The sequence below is a fragment of the Variibacter gotjawalensis genome (assembly GCF_002355335.1).
GTDB classification, from domain to species: Bacteria; Pseudomonadota; Alphaproteobacteria; order Rhizobiales; family Xanthobacteraceae; genus Variibacter; species Variibacter gotjawalensis.
Genome location: NZ_AP014946.1, coordinates 3,989,789 through 4,013,925 on the forward strand (window position 1 = coordinate 3,989,789; position 24,137 = coordinate 4,013,925).

The window sequence follows — 24,137 nt, forward strand, 5'->3', positions numbered from 1 at the left end:
CCCAGATGAGCAACGCGCAGCGCGATTGCGACATCCGGGGATCGGCAATCGCCGAGCTGATCTCGAAAACGGTCCCGGATATCGCTTCGGCGGCCGCGCCAAAAGCGCGGCGCCTCGCTTCATCCGGGCTACAAGTAAAAGAAATGGCCCGCATGAAGCGGGCCATGACGGAACGATATCTGCGAGGTTGCTGGCCCGCTAATTCGCGAGCCGCCGCTCCGCATCTTTCTTCCGCGGCTTCTCGGGCTTTGCATCCGCCGCCGGAGCTTCGGCCGGCACCGGTGTTTCGGCACGCGGCGCAGCCGCCTCAATCGCCTTCTCGTTCGCCTCGGCTTTCTCCGCTTTGCCGTTCGGCGCAGCAGCAGCGCCTGCCGGCTCCAACGCGACAAGCTCTTCGAAAGCCTTCACGAGATGCTTGCCGAGGGCTTTGAGATCGTCCTGCGGCAGCGCGCGGCGGCATGCCGTGAAGCCGAAGTCGAGCGAGCCGGCGTAGCTCTCGAGCGTGATGTTGAGCGCCTGCCCGTGATACGGGATCGACGCCGGGAAGTAATGCGTCATGCGCGCGCCGGCGACATACAGCGGGATCGGCGGTCCCGGCACGTTCGAGATCAGCACGTTCCCGATCGGCGGCAGACGATCGACCAGATTCGAGCGACCATACATCGATGCCATCGACGACATCAGCCACGGCGAACCCATCATCGGGAAGTCGGTCGCGATGATGCCCTTCACCTGGTTCATGAAGGTCTTCGACGTTTCGGTGCTCTTGCGGATCTTGTCCCAGCGCTTGCGCGGATCTTTTTCGTCCGTTTCCAAACTGACCCGGATCGCCGCGACCTGATTGTTCTGCGCACTATCGCCGTCAGCGCGCAAGCTGACCGGCACGAGAGCGCTGAGAGATTCAGCCGGCAGGCTCGCGCGTTCTTCCAAGAAACTACGCAACGCCGAGCTGCAGATCGCCATCACGCCGTCGTTCAGCGTCGCGCCGTGACGCTTCACGGCCTTCTTCATACCGTCGAGGGGAAGCGAGACCGTTGCGAACGAACGCTGGTTGGTGATCGCTACGTTGAAGATCGTCTTCGGCGCGGGCTTCAGCGACGCCAGCAAATCCTTGCCGTCGCCGCCAAGCAGCTTCGGCGCATTCTGTACGAATCCGGAGAAGATCTTCGCGGCTTCCGGAGCAAGCTTCGCGAGCTTGGTATATTGCTGGACCGCGTTGTTGACGCTCGCTTCCAGCAGCTCTGCCATCCCGAGCTGATATTGGCCGCGCGGCCGCCGCGTCGGGACGTTGTACACCTTCGATTCCGGCGTCGTATCGAAGAAGACTTTCGCAAGCTCCGTTCCGGATTTCCCATCGATGCCGGCGTGATGCAGCTTCGAGTAGTAGCCGAAGCGGCCGTCTTCGGTGCCCTCGATCACGTAGATTTCCCACAGCGGGCGGCTGCGATCGAGCAAGCTCGAGTGCAGTCGCGCTGCCAGCGACTCGACCTGCGCCATTGTCCCGGGCGGCGGAACCGTGACGCGGCGAATGTGATAGTCGAGATCGATATCGTCATCCTCGATCCACACGGGATCGCCGAGTTCGAACGGCATCGGCGCAAGCTTGCGTGTGAACACGCGCGCCAGATGCATGCGGTTGATGACTTGCTTCCTCACCGCGTCGTAGAAGTCGCCTTCGTAATCTTGCGGCAACTCGACCATGCAGAGACTGCCGACATGCATCGGCGTCTCGGGTGTCTCCATATGGAGAAAAGACGCGTCTAGACTGCTGAGATGATCCATCTCGGCCTCCCCGAAATTTTTTCGAACAAGCCCGGCTGTATTCAGCCTTCTGGCGAATGAAACTGTTGGCGGTCAAAGCAAAGCACCGCCCGCGCATTCAGGCGCAAGCGGTGCTTAAAGGCAATATAGATTATTACGAGTACTTCGGATTTGGATAAAGGCAGGACATCCAGCCCGCGCTGAACTTTGTCCATTCACCCTCGGGTTGCGCCAAACGGTCGGCGATCGCGTAAACGGCGGCCGGAAGATGACCGAGGCCCATGTGGCTACCGTGCACCTCGATGCTCTCGGTTTGGGGGCCGTCCTTCTCCATGCACGACTGCCAGGCACACACCCCGTCCGTCTTCGAATAGATCGCAGTGGTCGGCACCGGCGGCGGCTCATGCATCGGGCCGGCGTGATGGCGAAACTCGGCCTTCTCGGCGCGCTGGCCGCTGGCCATCTCGTAAACGCGCCACGCGTTGGTCGACTTCGGCGGGCCCGCGAACGGGCTGCCGAGCGTGATCACCAGGCGGACATCGTCCGGCAACAGCTTCGCGAGTTGGCGCGCGTAGAGGCCGCCGAGGCTCCAGCCGACGAGGCTGACCTTGCGGCCGTAGCGCTCGCGGAGTTCACGAATGCGCTCGATCATCGCTTCTTCGACGCCCGGGCGCAGACCGAGATTGCGGCCCTGATTCCAGCCATGCGCCTTGTAGCCGCGGCTGTTGAGGAACGAGCGCAGCGGCCGCGTCGTCGCGTCGCCGGCCATCAAGCCCGGCAGAACGAGTACCGGGTGTCCGTCACCGCGTGCGGTCATCGAGAGGAGTGGAAGGGAGCAGTAGAACGCTCCGAGTTCGGGCAGCGCCCGCCCCTCGAGGAGCAACAACAGCTTCGAGGGAGCCTCAATCGTACCCGCTGCAGCAGCCGACATTAGTATTCCTTTCTTGAAATCGCGGCTGGTCAACGCCGAGCCGGGCAGAAATTTCCTCAACCAAGCGTCGACTCGGGAAAAAGGTCGACTTAATCGATATGGTAACACCAAACGGGACCGCAATTGCCCGCAGCAAAACGTTCGCACCGCAGAGTGGCTTCCCGGTAACATTGGACCACGTTAGGCCTGCGACGACACTCACATTGCCCTGCATTTGCTGAGAAAACAAGAAAATTTATTGCATCGCAATATTTTTGTTGCAACGCACAAAAAGCTCTCTATATTCGGTTGGTGAAGGCGGGCAACAACGTTTGCTTGCCGCTAGGGTTTTAAACGCACAACACCAGGAGATGATCATGGCCAAGGCCGAGAAAGTTGACGTCAACACGATCCCGCAACAGCTCCAGGCTGCTTCGGACAAGTTCAAGGAATACGCCGAGTCGGGCGTTCAGCGCGCCAAGGACGGCTACGAGCAGTTCGTGAAGGCTGCCCAGGAAGCCAACGAAAAGTCCCGCAAGGCCGCGACCGAAGCCAGCCTCAAGCTGCTCGACGTTGCCAAGGAAGACGCTGACGCTGCCTACGCCGTCACGCGCGACCTGATCAACGCGAAGAGCCTGACCGAGGCCTACCAGATCCAGATGGCCTACCTGAAGGGCCGCTACGAGGCTCGCGTCTCGCAGGCTCAGGAACTCGGCGCTTACGTCAAGCAGAACGCCGAAGACGCGACCGCTCCGGTCCGCGAAGGCCTGAAGAAGATTTTCCCCGAGGCTAAGTCGGCTGCGTAATTTCGGCCATTAGCTTGGACTGACTAGGGCGCCACAAGGCGCCCTTTTCTTTTGTGCGGTTTGCACCTGTAGCCCGGATGAGCGGCTCGCGAAGCGAGCGGCGCCATCCGGGGTTGGCGGCGAACACGATCCCGGATGTCGCTGGGCGCGCAAAGCGGCGCCTCGCTCATCCGGGCTACAAGCGGCCAATCACTCAACGCGCAATGAACGCGCGGATATCCTTGGCGATCTGATCCGGCACTTCGTGGATCAACCAGTGGCTGCCGCCCGCAATGCGCTTGATCGTGACGTCCGGCACGAACTCTTCGAGCCCGTCGAGATTCTCCTTCACGAGCGCGATGTCGTTCTCGCCCCAGATCACCAGCGTCGGCACCTTCACTTCGAGCGAATTCGCGCCGCCACCCCAGGTCCGCGCCGGCTGGCCCGAATGCGGCGGCCCGGCTTTCGAATGCCGGTAGTAGTTGAGGTTGCCGGTCAGCGCGCCCGGCTGCGACCACGCCTTGATGTATTCGGCGCGATCTTCCTCGGTGAACTCTCCCTTCTCGACGCCGTCGCGGATGACGATGTCCTGCAGCGCCTTGTAGTTATTGGCCGCCAGAAACTTCTCGGTGTTGGGATCGAGAAATTGCACCATGTATTGGCTTTTCTTCTGCTGCTTCGGATTGTTCGCAAGCTCGCGCAGGAAGCAGCCGGGATGCGGTGAATTGATGATGACGAGCTTCTCGATCAGCTCCGGATGCTTGATCGCCATCGACCAGGCAACACCCCCACCCCAATCGTGCGCAACGAGGATGAACTTGTCGTGGCCAAGCGCCTTGGCGAAAGCGCGCATGTCCTCGACCAAGATCTTGATGTCGTAGCTGTCGATATCCTGCGGCTTGTCGGTGAGGTTGTAGCCGCGCATGTCCGGCGCGACCGCGTGATGATCCTTACCGAACTCAGGCAACAGATCTTTCCAGCAGTACCAAAATTCCGGAAAGCCGTGCAGGAACAGCATCAGCTTGCCTTCACCCGCATGCGCGTAGTGAAAACGAATGCCGTTGGCATCGATGTAATCGTGCTTGATCAAAAAAACCTCCCCGGCGCCTTATCGGCCAGCGCGAACGACGATCTTACCGGCGCGCTTGCGTGAAGCAACTGCGCGCTGATGTCGAACCGCGGCAGCGCATTGCACTGCACCACGTTTTCAACTTTCCCGCGCGCAATGGTTGATTGAACAACCTCGCGAACTTTGCCTATCTTCGCGCGCATTAATTGTCCCCTGGGGAGGGTGAATTTCATGAATAAGTTCTGGCTTCAAAATTATCCGGCGGGCGTTCCCGCCGACGTCAATGTAGACGAGTATCGCTCGGTCACTGCTCTGCTCGAAGCGAGCTACGAAAAATTCAAAAACGACAACGCCTATGTCTGTATGGGCCGCTTTCTGACTTACGGGCAGGTCGACGAGCTGTCGTCCTCGCTCGCCGCATGGCTGCAGAGCCAAGGGCTGAAGAAAGGCGACCGCGTTGCGATCATGCTGCCCAATCTTCTGCAGTTTCCAATCGCGGCAGCCGCGATCCTTCGCGCCGGTCTGATCATCGTCAACGTCAACCCGATGTACACCCCGCGCGAACTCGAGCATCAGCTCAAGGATTCAGGCGCCGAGACGATCTTCATTCTGGATTCCTTCGCGCCGACTTTGGTCGAGGTGATTCAGCGAACGCCGATCAAGAGCGTGATCCTGTCTGGCGCAGGCGACATGCTTGGCGCTCCGGATGGGACCAACGATTTCGGCCTGCCGAATGCCACGCGCTTCAACCTCGCGCTGGCCGCCGGCCGCGAGCTCGAGCTGCAGAAGCCCGACATCGGGCCCGACGATATCGCGGTGCTGCAATATACCGGCGGCACGACGGGCGTTTCGAAAGGCGCGGTCCTGCTGCACAAGACGTTGGTCGCCAACCTGCTCTCGTCGGAAGCGTGGACGCAGCCGGGCCTCAAGCGCAAGACGCTCACCGGTCAATTTAACATGGTGACGGCGATCCCGCTCTACCACGTGTTCGCATTCATCGTGTGCAATCTGCTGTCGAACCGTCTCGGCGCATTGAGCATCCTGATTCCGAACCCGCGCGATCTTCCCGGAATGATCAAGACGCTGCAGGGCTTCAAGATCAACTCGTTCCCGGCCGTGAACACGCTGTTCAACTCGCTCGCGCACGATCCGGAATTTGCCAAGCTCGACTTCTCTGAACTTGCCGTTTCGACCGGCGGCGGCATGGCCGTGCAGGAAGCTGTCGCGAAAAAGTGGCTGGAGGTCACCGGCTGCCCGATCTCGGAGGGTTACGGCCTCACCGAAACGTCGGCCGGCATCGCGTCGAACCCGACCGACACCGACGCTTACACCGGCACGATCGGGCTCCCGATGCCGGGCGTCGAGATCCGCATCATCGACGACAACGGCAACGATGTGCCGGCGGGCGAGCGCGGCGAGATCGCGATCCGCGGCCCGCAGGTGATGGCCGGCTACTGGCAGCGTCCGGACGAAACCGCCAACGTTATGACGCCCGACGGCTTCTTCAAATCTGGCGATATCGGCATCATGGACGAGCGCGGCTACACACGCATCGTCGATCGCAAGAAGGATATGATCCTCGTCTCGGGCTTCAACGTGTACCCGAACGAGATCGAGGGCGTCGTCGTCAGCCATCCGGGCGTGCTCGAATGCGCCGCGATCGGCGTGCCGGACAAGAACACGGGCGAAGCCGTGAAGGTGTTCGTCGTGAAGCACGATCCGAGCCTGACGGAAGCCGATCTCATCGAGTTCTGCAAAGAGCAGCTCACCGGCTACAAGCGGCCGCGCACGATCGAATTCCGCGACGATCTGCCGAAGAGCAATGTCGGCAAAATCCTCCGCCGCGAATTGCGCGACGAGGTGCTGAAGACGGCGGCGCAGGCGGCAGAGTAGCTTCGCAGAAAAGACCGTAGCCCGGATGAAGCGAGACGAAGTCGAGCAAAATCCGGGACGGAGCTGACAGCACCCCGGATTGCGCGCGGCGCTTACGCGCCGGCGCTCCATCCGGGCTACGTCGCAAGCGTCAACGATCAAGCCATGCGGCGGCACCCCGGCCTGCCGCATGGCCTGTCGCGAAACACGCCTGCAAAAGATAGCCGCCGGTCGGCGCTTCCCAATCCAGCATCTCACCGGCGACAAATGTGCCGGACCGCGCGCTCAGCATGTAGCTTGCGTCGATCTCCGAAAACTTGACGCCACCCGCTGTCGAGATCGCACGGTCGAGCGAGGCCATGCCGGTCACAGGCAGCGGCAGCGCGTTGACGAGCTCCGCGATCTTCTCCGCCGATAACGCCGCGAGCTTTTCACCGCGTGCCAGCGCAGCCTCATGCAGCAACGAGACGGCCACGGGCGATAGGTTCAACGTCTTGCGCAAATGCGACGAAATCGATTGCTTCCCACGCGGCTTCGCGAGTTTCGCGGCGATCTGAGCCGCATCCATGTCGGGCCGCAACGCGAGCAAAAGCGACGCCCTCCCCTCCGCCGCGATTGCTTTACGTATCGGTGCCGACAGCGCGTAAACAGCACCGCCTTCAAGGCCACTCGCCGTGACGATGGCTTCACCGCGCACAGTCTCGGCCCCACAGGTCAAAGCGATGCGCTTGAGCGGCGTGCCCGCAAAGGCGCGCATCGTCTCGGACCACGTAATCCTCACGCCGCAATTCGTAGCGACCAGCGGCTCGACAGCGACGCCCTCGCGCGACAGCGGCTCGCGCCAATCACCGTCGGAGCCGAGCCGTGGCCAACTCGCGCCGCCACATGCCAACACAACGAGGTCAGCCGCGATCTCTCGCTTGCCATCCGGTGTGTCGAAGACCAGCGCGTCACCATTCCAGCCGCGCCAGTGATGGCGATACGCGATCGTGACACCTTGCGCGTCGAGACGGCGCAGCCATGCACGCAGCAACGGCGAGGCCTTAAAGCTCTTCGGAAACACACGTCCGCTCGAACCAACAAATGTCGGCTCGCCGAGCGCGTCGGCAAAATCGCGCAGGGCTTGCGGAGAGAAGGCTTCGAGCGCGGCGACAAGATGTGGCGCGGCTTCTCGATAACGCGCGAGGAAACGATCGAACGCTTCGCCATGGGTGAGGTTAAGGCCGCCGCGCCCCGCCATCAGAAACTTGCGGCCGGCCGACGGCATGCGTTCGTAAATCGTGACCTTCACGCCACGCGACGAGAGCACGTCGGCAGCCATCAGACCCGCCGGCCCTGCCCCGACGATCGCGGCACTTTGCGTCATCAACGCGCGCCGACGTCGCGCTCGCCGCCTTGCGCCGCAATCGCGCGCTTGAAGCCGTCGCGCGTCTTCATGCGCGCCCAATAGTCCGCGACGGCCGGCGGAAATTCGCCCGAGATGCCGAGGCGCTCGGCCAGCATCAGTGCATACGCTACGGAAATATCGGCCGCCGTGAAGCGATCGGCGCAGACAAACTCAGCGCCCGAGCCGAGCTTCTCGTTCAGCAGCTTCAGCCGGCCGTAAAACCAGCGCGTATAGTCCTCGACCACTTGAGCGTTACGCCGCTCCGGCGGCTCGAGTTTCGAATAACGCAGCACAAGCGTTTGCGGAAACGTCAGCGTCGCTTCGCCGTGATGCAGCCAGTTGAGAAACGGGCCGTAGTCTTTCTCATCGACACTCACCGCGAGCGGCGTCGGGCCGTATTTCGTCACTACGTATTGGCAGATCGCGGATGACTCCGTCATGCGGATGCCGTTGTCGAGCAGCGTCGGGATCGTGCCGAGCGGATTGATCTCGAAATATTCTTTCGCGTGAACGCGCGGCGGAAACGGCAGCAGCTTAAGCTCGTACGGCAGCTGCATCTCTTCGAGCGCCCACAGGGGCCGGAACGAACGCGCGCTGCCGCAGTGATAAAGGGTGATGGTCATTCTTGTCCGCAGTTCCATTCGAGAGCCGCGAACCTATCCCCGTCATTGCGAGGAGCGCAAGCGACGAAGCAATCCAGCTTTTTCTATGCGGCTTCTGGATTGCCGCGTCGCGGCCGCGCTTCGCGCTAGGCCGCTCCTCGCAATGACGAAATCGCTCTCTCGACGCCGCGCGCAGCTGCTTCGCGCTATGGCGACAATCCGCTCTCCGTCATGGCCCGCTTTATGCGGGCCATCCACGTCTTTCTTTCTACTCTTAAGCAAGACGTGGATGGCCCGGACAAGCCGGGCCATGACGGAGAACGTTGATAGTCATCAAAACAAAACCGCCCCGCGATTCCTCGCGAGGCGGTTTCGTCAACATCCCCGCATTACGCTAGCGGCTTCGCCGCCGCTTCATGCGGGCTACGAGCAACCCATCAGAAGCCCAAGCCGTCTTTCACCAAAACCCAGCGGCCGTTCTTGATTTCCTGCACCTGCGTCACCGTCGACGCGAGGTGGTTGGTCTTCGAGAACTTCGTCGGCGGCGAGGCAAAAATGTCCTGGAACACGTCACCCGACTCGAGCGCATCGAGGAATTTCTGTCCCGTGAGGTCCTTGCCGGCGAGCTTCACATAGTGCGCGAACGTCATGATGACGTTGTAGCCGATGACGGCCTGCGGATTCGGCTCGGTGCCGTAAGTTTTGAAGTAAGCCTCGGCCCACTCCTTCACCTTGCCCTTCGCGGTGTCGCGATACGGGATCTCGAACGCGCCCGCCGCATACATGCCCTCGACCACTTCCTTGCCGAGCGCCGGCACTTCGTTGACGTTGGTCGGCGTTGCGCCGAGCCAGATCGGGTTGAAGCCGGTCTTCTTGCCTTCGGCTTGCGCGCCGATCGTCTCACGCACCACGGTGCCGAGCACGACGAGATCGCAACCGTCCGACTTCATCTTCGCGACTTGCGCCGAGAAATCGGTTGCGCCGCGTTTGTATGTCGTCACCGACTTCGGCGTGATCTTCATTGCGGCGAGCTGCTGCGTGAAGCCATCGAAGATGTTCTTACCGTACTCGTCGTCCTGATACATGATGCAAGCGCCTTGCGGCTTCTTCCACTCGATCATGTGCTTCACGGCTGCGCGCGTGCTTTCGACATACGGCAGCAGGTTGTTGAACTTCAGCCGCTCCTGCGGCTTCTTCGGATCGAACTGGTAGGTGAACTCGGCCGCCGTCAGCGGGAAGAGCTGCGGCACGCCGGCTTCGAACAGGATGTCCTGCGCGGCGAGCACCGTCGGCGATCCCATCGGCCCGAGCATCGCGAAGATCTTATCCTTCTCGACCATCTTCTGCGTGCCGAGCACAGCCTTGCGCGGATCGTAAGCCGAGTCCTCGGTGATCATCTTGATCTTACGGCCGTTGATGCCGCCTGCCGCATTCACTTCCTCGACGGCCTGCTTCATGCCGTTGAGCACCGCGACGCCCCAGGTCTTGATCGGACCCGACAGATCTTGATGCGTGCCGATGACGATCTCGTTCGCCGAGATGCCTTGGTTGGTAACTTTGGTGGCCTGCGCGAAAGCGGGACCTGCCGCCACCGCAAACACCGCCCCGAGGAGCGCTGCTTTTGTCGTGTTCATCTCTCTCTCCCTAGTTCGCCGTTAACCGGCGTTGTTCCGAATATAACCCGGAATTCAAATCCTGCGCAGCGCGGCGCTACGCCGCGACCTTGTCTCGATACATCGCCTCGATTTCAGCCGCATATCTCGTGTTCACGAACGAACGCTTGAGTTTCATGGTCGGCGTCAGCTCTTCGTCTTCCGGCGTAAGCTGTTGCTCGATCAAATAGAAACGCTTGATCGTCTCGACCCGCGCGAAGCCCGCATTGACCTTCTCGATCTCGGCGAAGATCAGATCTTGCACCTCCTTGGTGCGGCAGAGGCTGGCATAATTGGTGAACGGCACGCTCTTGTCCTGCGCGTATTTCTCGACGTTTTCCTGGTCGATCATGACGAGGCAGGTGAGATACGGGCGCTTCTCGCCGATCACGACGGCGTCCGAAATATACGGCGAGAATTTCAACTGGTTCTCGATCTCGGACGGCGTGATGTTCTTGCCGCCGGCCGTGATGATGATGTCCTTCATGCGGTCCGTGATCTTCACGAAGCCATCGTTGTCGATCAGGCCGACATCGCCGGTGTGCAGCCAGCCGTCCGCATCGAGCGTCTCGGCGGTTTTCTCCGGCTGATTGAGATAACCCATGAAGTTGAATTTGCCGCGAATGAGAATCTCACCCTGCGGGCTGATCTTCACTTCGCCCCACGGAACCGTCTTGCCGACAGTGCCAAGCTTCACATGCTCCGCGGGCATCAGCGTCGCGACGCCGCAATTCTCCGTCTGCCCGTAGACCTCGTACATGTTGAGGCCGAGCGAGAGATACCAGCGCACGAGATCCGGCGAGATCGGCGCGGCGCCCGTGAGCAGGATGCGCGCACTATCGAGGCCCATCATCTTGCGCATGTTGCGCAGCACCAGCCAGTAACCGAGCTGGTTGGCGAGACGCAGCGGCAGCGACGCGGACTTGCCCTGCAGCCGCGCATCGGCGACGCGCGAGCCCGCGCCGATTGCGAGCTTATAGGCGAGTTGCTCCAGCTTGGTCGCATCTTTCAGCGCGATGACGACGGCGGAGTACAGCTTCTCCCACACGCGCGGGACCGCGAGGAACGCGTTCGGCTGCACCTCGCGCAGATTCTCGAACACGGTCTCGGGGCTCTCGGCAAAATGCATCACGACGTCGAGCGAGAGCGACGAGTAATAACCGCCGAGCCGCTCCGCCACGTGACACAGCGGCAGGAACAGCAGACGGCTGTCGCCCACATAGCTGTGATAGAGCACGTCGACATGCGCGAGCTGGTGGATCACGCTGCCGTTCGAATGCATCGCGCCCTTCGCGGGGCCGGTCGTGCCGGACGTGTAGACCAGCATCGCGAGATCGTCAGGCCCACGCGAATTGATCATCGCGTCCCATTCGCTCGCGTGCGCTTGGCCGTAAGCAGCGCCCTGGCTGATGAATGTGTCGAGCGACACGCACATTGGGTCGCTGAACTCGGCAAGGCCTTCCATGTCGAAGATCACGATGCGCTTCAGCGTCGGGCATCGCTCGCGGCATGACAGCGCCTTGTCGAGCTGCTCCTCATCCTCGACGAACAGAACGCTCGTGCGGCTATCGTTGAGAAGATATTCGAGCTGCTTCATCGAGTCCGTCGGGTAAACGCCGGACGAGACGCCGCCAGCGCACAGCACGCCCATATCGGCGTAGACCCATTCGGGCACCGTATTGGCGAGGATCGAGGCGACATCGCCTGGCGCAAATCCATCCTCGCGGAGCGCGAAGGCGATGTCGCGGGAAATGTCCGCCCATTGATTCCAGGTCGTCGTTCGCCAGATGCCGCGATCCTTTTCGCGGATCGCCGGCTTGTCGCCACGATCTTTCACGGCGAGCAGAAACGTCTTCGCGATCGTCTCCGCGACCTTCGCTTTGCTGATCTCGCTCATCGCCAAATCCTCATCGCCAATTCTTCATCGCAAAACCTTCACCGCCAGGTCTTCTTCTTTTTCCAGCGCCGTTCGCCGCGCGCACTCTCTTCCTTTGCGCCGAGGTAGAATTCCTGAATATCTTTGCTGGCGCGCAGGCGCTCGCACGTATCCGCCATCACGATGCGGCCGACTTCGAGTACGTAGCCGTAATGCGCGGTCTCCAGCGCCATACGTGCATTCTGCTCGACCAACAGGATCGAGACGCCCTGCTCGTCGTTGATGCGCCGAATGATCGTGAAGATGTCTTTCACAAGCAGAGGCGATAGGCCGAGCGACGGCTCGTCGAGCAGCAGCACTTTCGGTCGGTTCATCAGCGCGCGGCTGATCGCCAGCATCTGCTGTTCGCCGCCCGACATGAGACCGGCCGGCTGATCGAGACGATCTTTGAGCCGCGGGAAATAGCCGTAGACGCGCTCCATATCCTTCGCGATGCCGTCCGCATCGCGACGCAGATACGCGCCCATCATCAGGTTCTCGCGCACGGTGAGGAACGGAAACACCTCGCGGCCTTCCGGCACATGCGAGAGCCCCATCCGCACGATGCGATCGACGTCCATCTTCTGGATCTGCTTGCCGTCGTATTCGACGCTGCCTTTTTGCGGATCGAGCACACCCGAGATCGTCTTCAAGATCGTCGTCTTGCCGGCGCCGTTCGCGCCGAGCACCGTGACGATCGAACCGCGCTCAAGTTCGAGGCTCACGCCACGAATGGCGCGGATCGGCCCGTAGTAACTCTCGATATTCGAGACTTTGAGAATCGGCGCTTCGCTCATCGTCATGCCCCGATGTACGCCGCGACGACATCCGGATGCTGCTGCACCTCGGCGGGCGTGCCCATCGCGAGCACCTTGCCGTAGTTCAGCGCGAGCACGCGGTCCGAGACGCGGCTGACCAGCGCCATGTCGTGCTCGACCATGATCACCGTGATGCCGAGCTGCGAGCGGATGTCGCGAATCCAGAACGCCATGTCATCGGTCTCTTCGACGTTGAGGCCGGACGACGGCTCGTCCAGCAGGATGATCTTCGGCTCCGAACACAGCGCGCGCGCGATCTCGGTCACCTTGCGGATGCCGTAGGGCAAGCTCGCGATGTAGGTATCGCGATAGACCGCTAGATCGAGAAACTCGATCACCTCCTCGCATTTCTCGCGGTGCGCTCGTTCCGCCGCCTTTACGCTCGGCAGAAACAGCGCTTCCTGCCACGCTTGCGTCGTCGAGTGGCAATGCCGCCCGATCAGGAGGTTGCTGAGCAGCGACGCATTCTCGAACAGCTCGATGTTCTGGAACGTCCGCGCGATACCCATCTTGGCGATCTTGTGCGGGGCGACGTTGGTGATGTCCTGATCCTCAAACATCAGCCGTCCGCCGGTCGGCCGATAGATGCGCGAGATCAGATTGAAGATCGACGTCTTGCCGGCGCCGTTCGGGCCGATGATCGTGAAGATCTCGCCCTTGTCGACGTTGAAGCTGACGTTGTCGACGGCACGGACGCCGCCGAAGTGAAGTGACACGCCTTCGACCTTGAAGAAGCTCATCGGTTGCGCTCCGCGGTCATCGGTTGCGCTCCGATTTCACGTAAGTCTTTTGACGTTTGAACGTCGCGCGTTTGTAGAGCGGAAAGAGCTGGAAATACGCCTTGATCTTCAGCCAGCGGCCGTAGAGGCCGGCCGGCTCGAACTGAATGAACAGAATGATGATGAGACCGTAGAGCGCGCCTTTCAGGCCCGCGAGCGAGAAGAAGGATGCGACGCGCCCTTCGGCGGCGCGCGCCGTGTCCGCGCTCGTGACCGTCTGCAGAATGCCGCCGACGACGCCCGGGAAGTCGTCTTTCAGCGCGACCAACAGCGGATCGACCATCACGATGAACATCGCACCGAGGATCGCCCCGTGCAGCCCGAACATACCGCCGATGATGATCACCATGATGAACTCGATGGAGAGCAGCAGCGTGAACATTTCGGGGCTGATGAACGACATCTTGTGCGCGAACAGAGACCCCGCGAGCCCGGCAATGCCGGCGCTGATCGCGAAGGCTTTCACTTTGTAGGCCGCCGTATCGATACCCATGCTCTGCGCCGCGGTCTCGCTGTCGCGGATCGCGATGAAGGCACGGCCGGTCGGCGAGCGCATGAGGTTGAGCACCGCGATAATCGTCAGCGCGAGCACGGCGAGGCAGAGATAGTAGAACTCGGCGCTGTCGCGCGGGATCGTCCAGCCGAGGATATCGAGCGCACGAACGCGCATGCCTTCGTTGCCGTGCGTCACGCTTTCCCAGCGCGCGAGAATCTCCTCGACGATGAAGCCGAACGAAATCGTCGCAATGAGAAGATAGATGCCGTGCAGCCGCAACGCCGGGAATCCGACAATCGCGCCGATGATCGCGGTCAGTATGCCGGCGAGCGGGAAATACGCGACGAAGCCGAAGCCTTTCGCCTGCATATAGGCTGTCGTGTAAGCGCCGATCGCGAGAAACGCCGCGTGGCCGAGCGAGCCCTGGCCCGTGAAGCCGGTCAGCACCATCAACCCAACGCCGACGATCGCGTAAATGATGACGAAGACCATCTGGCTCTGGATGTAGCTCGACACGACGAACGGTAGCGCGACGAGAACCAGCAGCAGCGCGCCGTAAGACCACCATTGTCCCGAATGCTGGAACAGCCGGATGTCTTGGTCGTAATTGGTTTTGAAGATGAAGCGCATGGCGGCTTACACCTTCTTCCGGCCGACATTGCCGAACAGCCCTTCGGGCTTCAGCAACAGAACGGCGAGCAACACGATGTAGGGCGCGACATCCTTCCAGCCTTGCGGCAGGTAGAAGCCCGCCATCGTCTCGATGATACCGATAATGATGCCGCCGACGAGCGCACCCGGAATGCTGCCGAAGCCGCCGAGCACGGCGGCCGGAAAAGCCTTGAGCCCCAGCGCTAAACCGACATTCGAATGCACGAAGGTGATCGGCGCCAACAGAATGCCCGCGATCGCCGCGACAGCCGCGCTGATCGCCCAGATCAGCGACACGATGTGCTTGACCGGAATGCCCATATAGCCGGCCGCCAGCATGTTCTCGGATGTCGCGCGCATCGCGATGCCGAGCCGCGTCTTGGCGAAGAAGAAATAGAGCACGACGCAGAGGATCACGGTTGCGACGATGATCGAGAGCTTGTCGTAGGCGATGACGAGATCGCCGATCTTCAAGAGGCCCGTGGAGAACGGCGTATCGATGCGCAGATCGTCGGTGCCCCAGATGATGCCCGCCATCGAGCGCAGGAAGAAGCCGAGGCCGATCGTTGCCATCACGATGGCAAATTGCGGATAACCGAGGATCGGACGAATGACGAGCCGCTCTACGAGCGCGCCGAACACCGCCATGATGCAGACGGCGAGTAGAAAGCCGAGCCAGTAATTCAGCCCGAACATGACGATGAAGGTGTAGGCCGCAAAACCGCCCAGCATCATCAAATCGCCTTGCGCGAAATTGACGACCTCGGTGGTTTTGTAGATCAGCACGAAGCCGAGCGCGATCAGGCCGTAGACGCAGCCGAGCGCGATCCCCCCAACGAGCTGCTGAATGAAATCCAGCATCCCGGATTATCCTCCCTACGGTCTTCGCCGTCGCGGCTTCTGATGAGCCGCTACAATCCAGCGTGCCTGAGACTTCTTCTTAACTCAACCGGACCTCGCACGTTTCCGCTGCGCCGTTTTGGCGCGTGGCGATGCGAGGGTCTTCGTGCGTGCTTCCAGTTTCCCCCCGAAAGCACGCAGATAAGCGCCCGCGATATCCCAAGATGTTTTGTCGACGTCGAGCGCTTTGTCGCGCTCCTGCAGCACCGCCGTCTGCACGAAATTCTCGACACCGCCGAAGATCAGATCGCGCATCATGCCGAAGTCTATGCCCGGCGGGATGTCGCGCGGCGCCAGCCACTTCTTGAGCAAATGAATCATCGGCGTCGAATAGCGCCGCAGCATCGCGCGCGCCGGCAGCTTGCCGTAGTCTTCCGCACCGCGAACTTCGCGCATCCAGATGCGATAGATTTCTTTGGCGTCGAGCAGGATGCTCATCTGCAGCGCGATCATGCGGGCAACGCCTTCGTGCAGGCTTTGCGCCTCTGCTGCGATGTGCTCGGCCTTCACCGCATGCTCCTCGAACGCATCGAGACTGACGCGCAGCACGAGGTCGTGGCGATCGCGGAAATAGTTATAGAGCGTGCCTTCGGATAAGCCGGCTTCGGCCGCGACGTCGGCCATCGTGACGTTCTGGTAGCCACGGCGATCGAACAGCGCTGCGGCAACTTCGAGAATGCCGGCCTCGCGCTCACCCCAGCGGCCAACAGGCGCGAGCACTTCTTTCCTGCGGCTGACCGAACGCATACCCCTCCGGATGTCTCGCGCCTTGTGGCGGCGGCGATGACACCGGGAAAGAATGAGACAAACTCAAACTTGAGGCAACCTCAAAGAATGAGCTGTCCTAAGCCCTCCGTGCTGCGGCGCAACGCGGAGCGCCGTCCGTTAGGCGGCGGCAAGTGCGAGAGAGTACGTATTGACGCGGATGAAGACTTCGCCGGTGCGCTGAATTTCGTAGTTGTCGGCGCCGACTTGGCGCAACACCGTTCCATCTTCGGCACGAAAGAAGCCCGTGATCCGCACGGTGGTTGAGCCGAAACCCATCTCGGCGATGTGCTCGCCCGCGATGACGTGGAAGATTTCCCCGTTCGACGCGCGAACCGGAAAGCGCTCGCATTCAGTCCACATGTTGTCGCCCCTCGTTTTGTTATGGGACAACCTTACGCAGAAAGATCGCATTTTCATTTAATGCGGCAAGCATTCGATGTTCATTCGACGAGTGCGGTAAAGCACTCATCAACGATTGCGCGCCTGGATGTTAAATCGGATTAACTATGCGGCTTGCTCTCGAACAGACGAAGAAGATCTCCGTCATTGCGAGGAGCGGCGCAGCCGCGACGCGGCAATCCAGCCTCTTCTAGAGAAAAAAGACAGAACTGGATTGCTTCGTCGGCGTTACACGCCGCCTCGCAATGACGAAAAGACATTACCGGCCAAAGGCATGGCGCATCGCGGCGGCCGCCATTTCGAGCGCCATGTCGGCGGCGCGCACGATGCGGCCTTGTGTCAAGAAGCCGTGCATCTGATCGGCGAGATGCACGAACGACACCTGCGCCTCGGCTTCCTCGAGCTTCTTTGCGTAAGCTTTGCCTTCTTCCCACAACGGATCGAAGCCGGCCGTGAGCACAAAAGCCGGCGCCAGATCCTTGAAGCTCTTCGCGCGCAGCGGCGAGGCGCGCCAGTCATCCACATCGGCCGGGCCGTTGAGATAATGGCCCATGAAGTATTTGATCGCCGCGAGGTTGAGCGGAAAACGATCGAACTGCGGGCCGTAGGACGAAAACTGCATGCCCATGTCGCAGCCCGGATAGAGCAGCACCTGGAAACACAGCGCGGGCGCATCGCCGTCGCGCGCCATATGCGCCATCACGGCTGAGAGATTGCCGCCCGCAGAATCGCCGCCGACCGCGACGCGCTTCGCATCGATCCCGAGCGTCGCCGCATTGACGACGATCCACTGCAGAGCCGCGTGGCTGTCGATCACCGCTGCGGGAAATTTGTGTTCGGGCGCGAGCCGGTAGTCGACCGAGACAACGACGCACTTCGCTTCGTTCGCGAGTTTGCGGCAGACATAGTCGTGCGTGTCGCGATCGCCGATCACCCAGCCGCCGCCGTGATAGAAGACGAGCGCCGGCGCGTTTTCTTTCGGCGCGCCCTGCCCGCGATAGTAACGCAGCGGGATCGCGCCGAGCGGTCCGGTCGCATCCATGTCGCGCATGTCGTCGACATCCGGCGGATCCGGCATCAGGAATTTGCGGCCGCCGCGGTAGACTTCGCGCGCCGCCGGCGGCTCAAGCGAGGCGATCGGCGGACGCCCCGCCGCGATGATCAAGTCGAGAACTTTTTGATTATCGGGGTCCAGCCGCATCGCTTTGTCTCCTTGGATTGCGCGCGAATCCATGCCGGATGCTCAGCGATTGCGCAAGTCGCTCGCGCTTCGTGGGATGACGACGCCCGCGACCGCGAAGCCGATTGACAATCGCCACGGCGCGCATTCTGCTAGATGCAACAAATAAGCGGACCATAAAGAACCGCGTCAGGGAGCGAACAATGAAAAGACTCGTCAAACAGAGCCTTGTCTTAGCCAGCGTCGTTGCCTTGAGCGCAACCGCAGCCGTTGCCGACATCAAGGTCGGCGTTCTCTACGATTACACGGGCGCGCTCGCGGGCGGCGGCTCGAAGCCCGGCGGCATTGGTACCAAGATCGCGATCGATATGTTCAACGAGCGCGGCGGTGTGGCGGGCCACAAGATCATTGCGACTTACGCGGACGCACAATCGAAAACCGATGTCGCGATCAACGAGACCGAACGCCTGCTCAACGACGTCAAAGTCGATCTCCTGATGGGCGTGTTCTCGAGCGCGCAATGCGTGCCGATGGCCGCGAAGGTGGACGCCGCAAAGAAGTTCTTCTGGGCCAACATCTGCGTCTCGTCGGCGGTGTTCAAGGACAAGAACCTGCAATACGTCTTCCGCGGCACCGTGCATTCGGATCAGTTCGGCGAAGCGTCCTGCACCTTCCTCGGCGAGAACGCGAAGGCGAAACTCGGCAAAGACCCGAAGGACGTGCGCGTCGCCATCATTCACGAGGACGGGCCGTATGGCTCCGGCGTCGCGATGGGCAACGAGTCGAAGTGCAAAGAACTCGGCATGCAGATCGTGCACAAGGAAGGTTACGCCGCGACCGCGACCGACCTTTCAGCGCTCGTCACCAAGCTGCGCCGCGCGCGGCCGGACGTGATCCTGCACACCGGCTACAATCCGGACATCACGTTGTTCCTGCGTCAATCGAAGGAAGCCGGCCTGAAATGGGCGGCATTGATCGGCCACGGCGCCGGTCACGCGCAGATCGACAAGCTCACCGAAACCTTCGGCAAGGACGTCAACTATCTCTACAACGTCGACCCGGTTGCCGCGCAACTGCTCGATCCGAAATCGCTGAAGCCCGGTCTCGGCGAAGTGACGCAAGAGATGGTGACGCGCTATCGCAAGGAAGCCGGCATCGGCCCGAACGAAGAAGTGCCCTCGCACGTCTCGATGGGCTTCAACCAGGCTTGGTATTTCCTCAATGACGTGCTGCCGCGCGCGATCCAGAAGCACGGCGGCTTCGATCCTGAGGCATTGCGCAAGGCCGCGCTCGAGACCGACATCCCGGAAGGCGGCACGATCCAGGGCTACGGCGTAAAATTCTTCCCGCCCGGCACCAAGATGTCCGGCCAGAACGAGCGTTCGACGCCGGTCGTGATGCAGTTCATCGACGGCAAGACGAAGATCGCATGGCCGAACTCGATCAAGACGGCGGACCCGGTGCTGCCGCTGCCGAAAGGACACGGCTACGCGCAGTAACGCAAAGCCAGCGCGATGCTGAGCGTCAAGAACCTCACCCGGAAGTTCGGCGCGCTCGTCGCCGTCAACAATGTGTCGTTCGAGGTCGAGCAAGGCGAGATTCTCGGCCTCATCGGCCCGAACGGCTCCGGCAAGAGCACGACGTTCAACTGCATCGCGGGGCTCTACGCGCCGACGAGCGGCAGCATCGCGTTCGAAAATGGCGAGATCGGCGGGCTCACGTCCAACGCGATCTGCCACAAGGGAATAGCGCGAACGTTCCAAATTCCGCGCCCGTTCCACAATCTCACGCTGCTCGAAAACGTCGCGCTCTCGGCTTACTTCGGGCAGAACGCGACAGTCACCCGCGAAGACTGCTGGAAACTTGCCGAAGATGCGCTGCAGACCGTCGGCTTGCCCGTCGACCCGGATGCGACCACCGACGGCCTCGGCGCCGCATCGCTCAAGAAGCTCGAACTCGCGCGCGCACTCTCGACGCAGCCGCGCTTGCTGCTCGCCGACGAGAGCCTCAATGGCCTCGACCACGGCGAGATGGAGCAGGCCGCCGACATGCTGCTACGCATCCGCCGCGACAAAGGCATTACGATCGTCTGGGTCGAGCACATCATGGGCGTGCTGATGCGCGTGGTCGATCGCGTCGTCGTGCTCGATCATGGCGAGGTGATCTTCCGCGGTAAGCCGCGCGAGGCGCAGTCTGATCCGCGCGTGATCGAGGTTTATCTCGGCGCGGAGGCGGCCTGATGCTTGAACTCCGCAATGTCGATGCGCGCTACGGCGCCTTCCAGGCGCTGTTCGGCGTCTCGATGCAGGTGCAAGCCGGCGAAGCCGTCGCGGTGATCGGCGCGAATGGCGCCGGCAAGACGACGCTGCTGCGTGCGATCTCCGGCATGATTCCCGTGACGGGCGGCGAGATGACGATGGAAGGCGTTTCCATCCCGTCGCTCGCGCCGCACAAGATTGTCGAGACCGGCATCGCGCATGTGCCGGAAAGCCGCCGTCTGTTCCCGCGCCTCTCGGTCGAAGACAATCTCAAGATGGGCGCGTTTATCCCCGCTGCGCGCGAGAAGGCCGCCGAACGGCTCGACTACGTTTACGGCCTGTTTCCGCGCCTCAAGGAGCGCCGCACGCAGCTCGCCGGCACGATGTCCGGCGGCGAGCAGCAGATGTGCGCGATCGGCCGCGCGTTGATGAGCGGCCCGAAGCTCGTGCTGCTCGACGAACCGTCGATGGGCCTCGCACCCGTGATCGTGCAGCAAGTGTTCGAACTCGTGCGCCGTATCCGCAGCGAAGGCTACACGGTGCTCATCGTCGAGCAGAACGTGCGTCAGGTCATGAAGATCGTTGACCGCGCCTACCTCATCGAGGTCGGCCGCGTGAAAGCAAGCGGCCCGGCCAGCGAGCTGCTCGACAACGACGAAATCCGCCGCGCGTATATGGGGGTATGACACGCGATGGAATGTCATCTCGATATCTTCTTTCTTGAGGCAGTGCTCAACGGCATCCTGCTCGCCGGACTTTTGGCGCTGCTGGCGCTCGGCCTCAATCTCGTCTTCGGCGTCATCGACGTCGTGTGGATCTGTTACGCCGAACTCGTCATGATCGGCATGTACGGCATCTACTATGCGAGCAAGAGCGGCGCGCCGTTCCCGGTCGCGGTCATATTCGGCATCATCCTGGTCGCGCTTCTCGGCGCGGCGCTGCATTACTTCATCATCCGGCCCGTGCTCGACACCGCGCCGATCAATCAGCTTCTCGTCACCGGCGGCGTGTTGTTTCTGCTGCAAGCGCTCGCCACGATGGCGTTCGGCATCGACTTCCGAAATCTCGGCATCCAGCTCGGCTCGACCGGTTTTGCCGATATGTCGTTCGCCTGGTCCCGCATCATCACCTTCGGCGTCGCGCTCGCCGGCATGCTCGGGCTGTGGCTGTTCCTCACGAAAACCTATCTCGGCACCGCCATTCGCGCGATCGCGCAGGATCGCCAGATCATGCCGCTGATGGGCGTCGACAGTAAGCGCATCTATCTGGTGACGTCGGCGATTGGTGGCGGGCTCGCGGGTCTCGCGGCCGCACTGATGGTCCTGCAGTACGACATCTATCCGCAGATCGGCCTACAGTTCGGGCCGCTGATCTTTATGATCTGCGTGCTCGGCGGCCTCGGCAATATGCTGGGCGGCTTCGCGGCGGCCTTCATCATCAGCCAATTCATCGCGATCGGCGGCTCCTGCGCGGCAACCGAATGGGGTTACGCGATCGCGTTCCTGTTCTTTATGATCGTCATCTTCATCCGCCCGCAGGGCTTGTTCGGAGCGAAGTCCTGATGGGCAAACTTCGCTTATCGCCAGCTTGGATCGTCGGCATCGTCGCGCTCATCGCGCTGCCGTTTCTCATCCGCATCTTCTTCGCGTCGTCGGAGAAGTACTATCTCCATCTGCTGATCCAGATTTTGCTGTGGTCGTTCATCTACACGGGCTGGTCGCTGATGGGCCGCTTCGGCCTGACCTCGCTCGGCCACGGCGCCTTCACGGGCATCGGCGCTTACACGACCGTGATGCTGTGGAATATCCTCGGCCTCACGCCGTGGATCGGCATTCCGGTCGCGGTCGTCGTCTCTGTCGCGGTCGCCCTGCTGATCGGCTATCCGTGTTTCCGCCTTCGCATCACCGGGCACTACTTCGCGCTGCTGACGCTGGCGCTCACCGAATTCATCCGGCTCTGCATCGTCGGCCTGCGCGATTTCACCGGCGGTTCGCTCGGCACGCAGCCGCTGCGCCAAGGCAACGGCTTGTCGCTTTACGCGATGCAGTTCGAGCCGGATCGCTTTCTCTCTTACTACGTCGCGCTCGTGCTGTGGCTGATCGGGCTCGCCATCTGGGCCTTCGTCGACCGCAGCATGGATCGCTACGCGCTCGATGCCGCCAGCCAAGACGAGGATGCGGCAGCGTCCGTCGGCGTCAACGTTACACGCGAGAAGCTGAAGATCACCGCGCTCTCCGCCGCAATGTGCGCGGTCGGCGGCGCGATCTACGGCCAGTATCAGATGTATATCGGGCCCGACACAATCGCGGGCATCGGCGTTTCGCTCAACATCGTCTTCGCGGTCGTCGCGGGCGGCATGTGGGTTCTGCTCGGCCCGACAGTCGGCGCGATCTTCACGCAGATGTTGTCGGAGACATTGCGCGTGACGATCCAGTCATCGTCCGCGATCAAGGATCTGCTCGGCAACGCCGCGCTCGCGCTCGACACCGCGATTTACGGACTGCTGCTGATCCTCTTCATCATCTACATGCCGAAGGGGATTTTGGGCACGATCTTGGAGAAGGTGAAGAAGTAGCGGCGGAACTTCGCAGCGTGCGCGCTCCTTCTCCCGCTTGCGGGAGAGGGTCGGGGTGAGGGCAAGCGGCAGATTCGGAGATCGAAACTTCCCCTCACCCGGCTCGCGTTGCTCGCCACCCTCTCCCGCAAGCGGGAGAGGGACAAAACGTCAAGCCCCGTGCTGACCAACGATGGTCACCGCGCACACGTTCTGATGCGGAAAGCCGCCGAGATTATGCGTCAGCCCGAACACCGGCGTGTCGCTGCGCTGACGCTCTCCGGCGCGGCCGAGCATCTGCAGATACATCTCGTAGATCATGCGTAGACCAGATGCGCCGATTGGATGGCCGAAGCATTTGAGGCCGCCGTCGATCTGGCACGGGATCTTGCCGTCGTGATCGTAGAAGCCGTCCATCACGTCCTTGATCGCGGTGCCTTCCGGCGAGATGTGCAGGTCTTCCATCGTGACGAGTTCGGTCACCGAGAAGCAGTCGTGCACTTCGATAAGCGAGAGCTGGTCGCGCGGCTTGGTGATGCCGGCTTCCTGATAGGCGCGCGTCGCCGCGGTTCGCGTCGTCACAAAGTGGCTGCCGTCCCACGAATTGTGCTGCGCCTCGGTGCCGTTGGAGACCGAAAGCTGCAGCGCCTTGATGCTGATGAGGTCCTTCTTGCCCATGCTGCGCGCAATCTCGGGCGTCGTAACGATCGCGCAGGCCGCGCCGTCCGACACGCCGCAGCAGTCGTAAAGACCGAGCGGCTCGGCGACAGTCGGCGCCTTCATCACGGTCTCTTCCGTGATCTTGTTGCGCAAATGCGCTTTCGGATTGCGCGAGCCGTTGTCGTGGCTCTTGATCGACACGTGCGCGATGGCGCGCTTCAAATCCTCGGCAGAGACGCCGAACTTTGCGCGATACGCCGCCGCAAGCTGCGCGAACGAACCCGGTGCCGAAAGGTTCGGCCAATACATCGACGAGACCGTGCCGCGTTGACGCTGCGGCAGACCGCCGTAACCCGTATCCTTCAACTTCTCGACGCCCATCGCGAGCGCGATATCGCACGCGCCCGACGCCACCGCATAAACGGCGCCGCGGAACGCTTCCGAGCCGGACGCGCAGTAATTCTCGACGCGCGTTACCGGGATATACGGAAGCCGCAGCGCGACCGCGAGCGGCACGCCGGATTTGCCGACATGCTGTTCTTCGATCGCGGTCGAGAACCAAGCGGCTTGGATCTGGCTCGTCTCGACGCCGGAATCCTGCAGCGCTTCCTGATAGGCTTCGACCATCAAATCTTCGGCGTCGCAATCCCAGCGCTCGCCGAATTTCGAGCAGCCCATTCCGAGGATGGCGACTTTGTCGCGAATGCCGGTTGCCATGTCT

The 24,137-nt window shown here is 61.6% G+C and carries 23 protein-coding genes; 7 read left to right on the forward strand and 16 right to left on the reverse strand.

What is annotated here, in order from left to right; translation table 11 throughout:
• Positions 1-198 precede the first annotated feature (198 nt).
• Both GJW30_RS19560 and GJW30_RS19565 read right to left on the reverse strand, forming a co-directional pair.
• Complete coding sequence (locus tag GJW30_RS19560; RefSeq protein ID WP_096358074.1) at positions 199-1,782, reverse strand: WS/DGAT/MGAT family O-acyltransferase; 1,584 nt, start codon at positions 1,780-1,782, stop codon at positions 199-201.
• Between the two features lie 133 nt (positions 1,783-1,915).
• Entirely contained in the window at positions 1,916-2,692 is a 777-nt protein-coding gene (locus tag GJW30_RS19565; protein WP_096358075.1) for an esterase/lipase family protein, read from the reverse strand.
• A 356-nt stretch (positions 2,693-3,048) separates the two neighbouring features.
• On the opposite strand from GJW30_RS19565, the gene GJW30_RS19570 reads away from it, so the two are divergent.
• Positions 3,049-3,477 (forward strand): phasin family protein, encoded by a 429-nt coding sequence (locus GJW30_RS19570; protein ID WP_157746793.1) that lies wholly within the window; start codon positions 3,049-3,051, stop codon positions 3,475-3,477.
• A 193-nt stretch (positions 3,478-3,670) separates the two neighbouring features.
• Here the strand turns inward: GJW30_RS19570 and GJW30_RS19575 are convergent, their stop codons facing one another.
• Positions 3,671-4,546, reverse strand: coding sequence for an alpha/beta fold hydrolase (locus GJW30_RS19575; protein WP_197703743.1), 876 nt, complete (start codon positions 4,544-4,546; stop codon positions 3,671-3,673).
• The gene (locus GJW30_RS19580) at positions 4,543-4,758 is read right to left on the reverse strand and encodes a hypothetical protein (protein WP_096358077.1); all 216 of its coding nucleotides are present in this window, start codon (positions 4,756-4,758) and stop codon (positions 4,543-4,545) included. The genes GJW30_RS19575 and GJW30_RS19580 overlap by 4 nt, the downstream gene beginning before the upstream one ends.
• Between GJW30_RS19580 and GJW30_RS19585 the strand changes: the two genes are divergently transcribed.
• Positions 4,757-6,418, forward strand: coding sequence for an AMP-binding protein (locus GJW30_RS19585; protein WP_096358078.1), 1,662 nt, complete (start codon positions 4,757-4,759; stop codon positions 6,416-6,418). The genes GJW30_RS19580 and GJW30_RS19585 overlap by 2 nt on opposite strands.
• A gap of 130 nt (positions 6,419-6,548) precedes the next feature.
• On the opposite strand, the gene GJW30_RS19590 is transcribed toward GJW30_RS19585, so the two are convergent.
• The 11 genes from GJW30_RS19590 to GJW30_RS19640 all read right to left on the reverse strand — a co-directional run bounded on the left by GJW30_RS19590 (position 6,549) and on the right by GJW30_RS19640 (position 17,965).
• Positions 6,549-7,763, reverse strand: a complete 1,215-nt coding sequence (locus tag GJW30_RS19590) for a BaiN/RdsA family NAD(P)/FAD-dependent oxidoreductase (protein WP_096358942.1) — start codon at positions 7,761-7,763, stop codon at positions 6,549-6,551.
• Positions 7,763-8,407 (reverse strand): glutathione S-transferase family protein, encoded by a 645-nt coding sequence (locus tag GJW30_RS19595; RefSeq protein ID WP_096358079.1) that lies wholly within the window; start codon positions 8,405-8,407, stop codon positions 7,763-7,765. Before GJW30_RS19595 ends, GJW30_RS19590 begins: the two co-directional genes overlap by 1 nt.
• A gap of 416 nt (positions 8,408-8,823) precedes the next feature.
• Complete coding sequence (locus GJW30_RS19600) at positions 8,824-10,020, reverse strand: ABC transporter substrate-binding protein (RefSeq protein ID WP_096358080.1); 1,197 nt, start codon at positions 10,018-10,020, stop codon at positions 8,824-8,826.
• Between the two features lie 76 nt (positions 10,021-10,096).
• Positions 10,097-11,935, reverse strand: coding sequence for an AMP-dependent synthetase/ligase (locus GJW30_RS19605; protein ID WP_096358081.1), 1,839 nt, complete (start codon positions 11,933-11,935; stop codon positions 10,097-10,099).
• Positions 11,936-11,973: 38 nt separating this feature from the next.
• Entirely contained in the window at positions 11,974-12,750 is a 777-nt protein-coding gene (locus tag GJW30_RS19610) for an ABC transporter ATP-binding protein (protein WP_165391588.1), read from the reverse strand.
• A gap of 2 nt (positions 12,751-12,752) precedes the next feature.
• A complete protein-coding gene (locus GJW30_RS19615; protein ID WP_096358083.1) occupies positions 12,753-13,511 on the reverse strand; it encodes an ABC transporter ATP-binding protein in 759 nt (252 codons plus the stop codon).
• Positions 13,512-13,527: 16 nt separating this feature from the next.
• Complete coding sequence (locus GJW30_RS19620; RefSeq protein WP_096358084.1) at positions 13,528-14,676, reverse strand: branched-chain amino acid ABC transporter permease; 1,149 nt, start codon at positions 14,674-14,676, stop codon at positions 13,528-13,530.
• A gap of 6 nt (positions 14,677-14,682) precedes the next feature.
• Entirely contained in the window at positions 14,683-15,558 is an 876-nt protein-coding gene (locus tag GJW30_RS19625; protein WP_096358085.1) for a branched-chain amino acid ABC transporter permease, read from the reverse strand.
• Positions 15,559-15,642: 84 nt separating this feature from the next.
• On the reverse strand, positions 15,643-16,317 hold the full coding sequence (locus GJW30_RS19630; protein ID WP_157746794.1) for a TetR/AcrR family transcriptional regulator: 675 nt from the start codon (positions 16,315-16,317) through the stop codon (positions 15,643-15,645).
• 165 nt (positions 16,318-16,482) lie between these two features.
• Positions 16,483-16,725: a hypothetical protein gene (locus GJW30_RS19635; protein WP_096358087.1), complete on the reverse strand. Its 243-nt coding sequence runs from the start codon at positions 16,723-16,725 to the stop codon at positions 16,483-16,485.
• A 298-nt stretch (positions 16,726-17,023) separates the two neighbouring features.
• Entirely contained in the window at positions 17,024-17,965 is a 942-nt protein-coding gene (locus tag GJW30_RS19640) for an alpha/beta hydrolase (protein ID WP_096358943.1), read from the reverse strand.
• A gap of 182 nt (positions 17,966-18,147) precedes the next feature.
• Between GJW30_RS19640 and GJW30_RS19645 the strand changes: the two genes are divergently transcribed.
• The 5 genes from GJW30_RS19645 to GJW30_RS19665 are packed head-to-tail and all read left to right on the forward strand — an operon-like array spanning position 18,148 to position 22,777.
• Positions 18,148-19,443 carry an ABC transporter substrate-binding protein gene (locus GJW30_RS19645; RefSeq protein WP_096358088.1) on the forward strand — a complete coding sequence of 432 codons (1,296 nt, stop codon included), beginning with the start codon at positions 18,148-18,150 and terminating at the stop codon, positions 19,441-19,443.
• A 15-nt stretch (positions 19,444-19,458) separates the two neighbouring features.
• On the forward strand, positions 19,459-20,184 hold the full coding sequence (locus GJW30_RS19650; RefSeq protein WP_096358089.1) for an ABC transporter ATP-binding protein: 726 nt from the start codon (positions 19,459-19,461) through the stop codon (positions 20,182-20,184).
• A complete protein-coding gene (locus tag GJW30_RS19655; RefSeq protein ID WP_096358090.1) occupies positions 20,184-20,888 on the forward strand; it encodes an ABC transporter ATP-binding protein in 705 nt (234 codons plus the stop codon). The genes GJW30_RS19650 and GJW30_RS19655 overlap by 1 nt, the downstream gene beginning before the upstream one ends.
• A gap of 6 nt (positions 20,889-20,894) precedes the next feature.
• Positions 20,895-21,764, forward strand: a complete 870-nt coding sequence (locus GJW30_RS19660) for a branched-chain amino acid ABC transporter permease (RefSeq protein WP_096358091.1) — start codon at positions 20,895-20,897, stop codon at positions 21,762-21,764.
• A complete protein-coding gene (locus GJW30_RS19665) occupies positions 21,764-22,777 on the forward strand; it encodes a branched-chain amino acid ABC transporter permease (RefSeq protein WP_096358092.1) in 1,014 nt (337 codons plus the stop codon). The genes GJW30_RS19660 and GJW30_RS19665 overlap by 1 nt, the downstream gene beginning before the upstream one ends.
• Positions 22,778-22,927: 150 nt before the next feature.
• Here GJW30_RS19665 and GJW30_RS19670 read toward each other — a convergent pair whose 3' ends face one another.
• Entirely contained in the window at positions 22,928-24,133 is a 1,206-nt protein-coding gene (locus GJW30_RS19670; RefSeq protein WP_096358093.1) for an acetyl-CoA acetyltransferase, read from the reverse strand.
• Positions 24,134-24,137 lie beyond the last annotated feature (4 nt).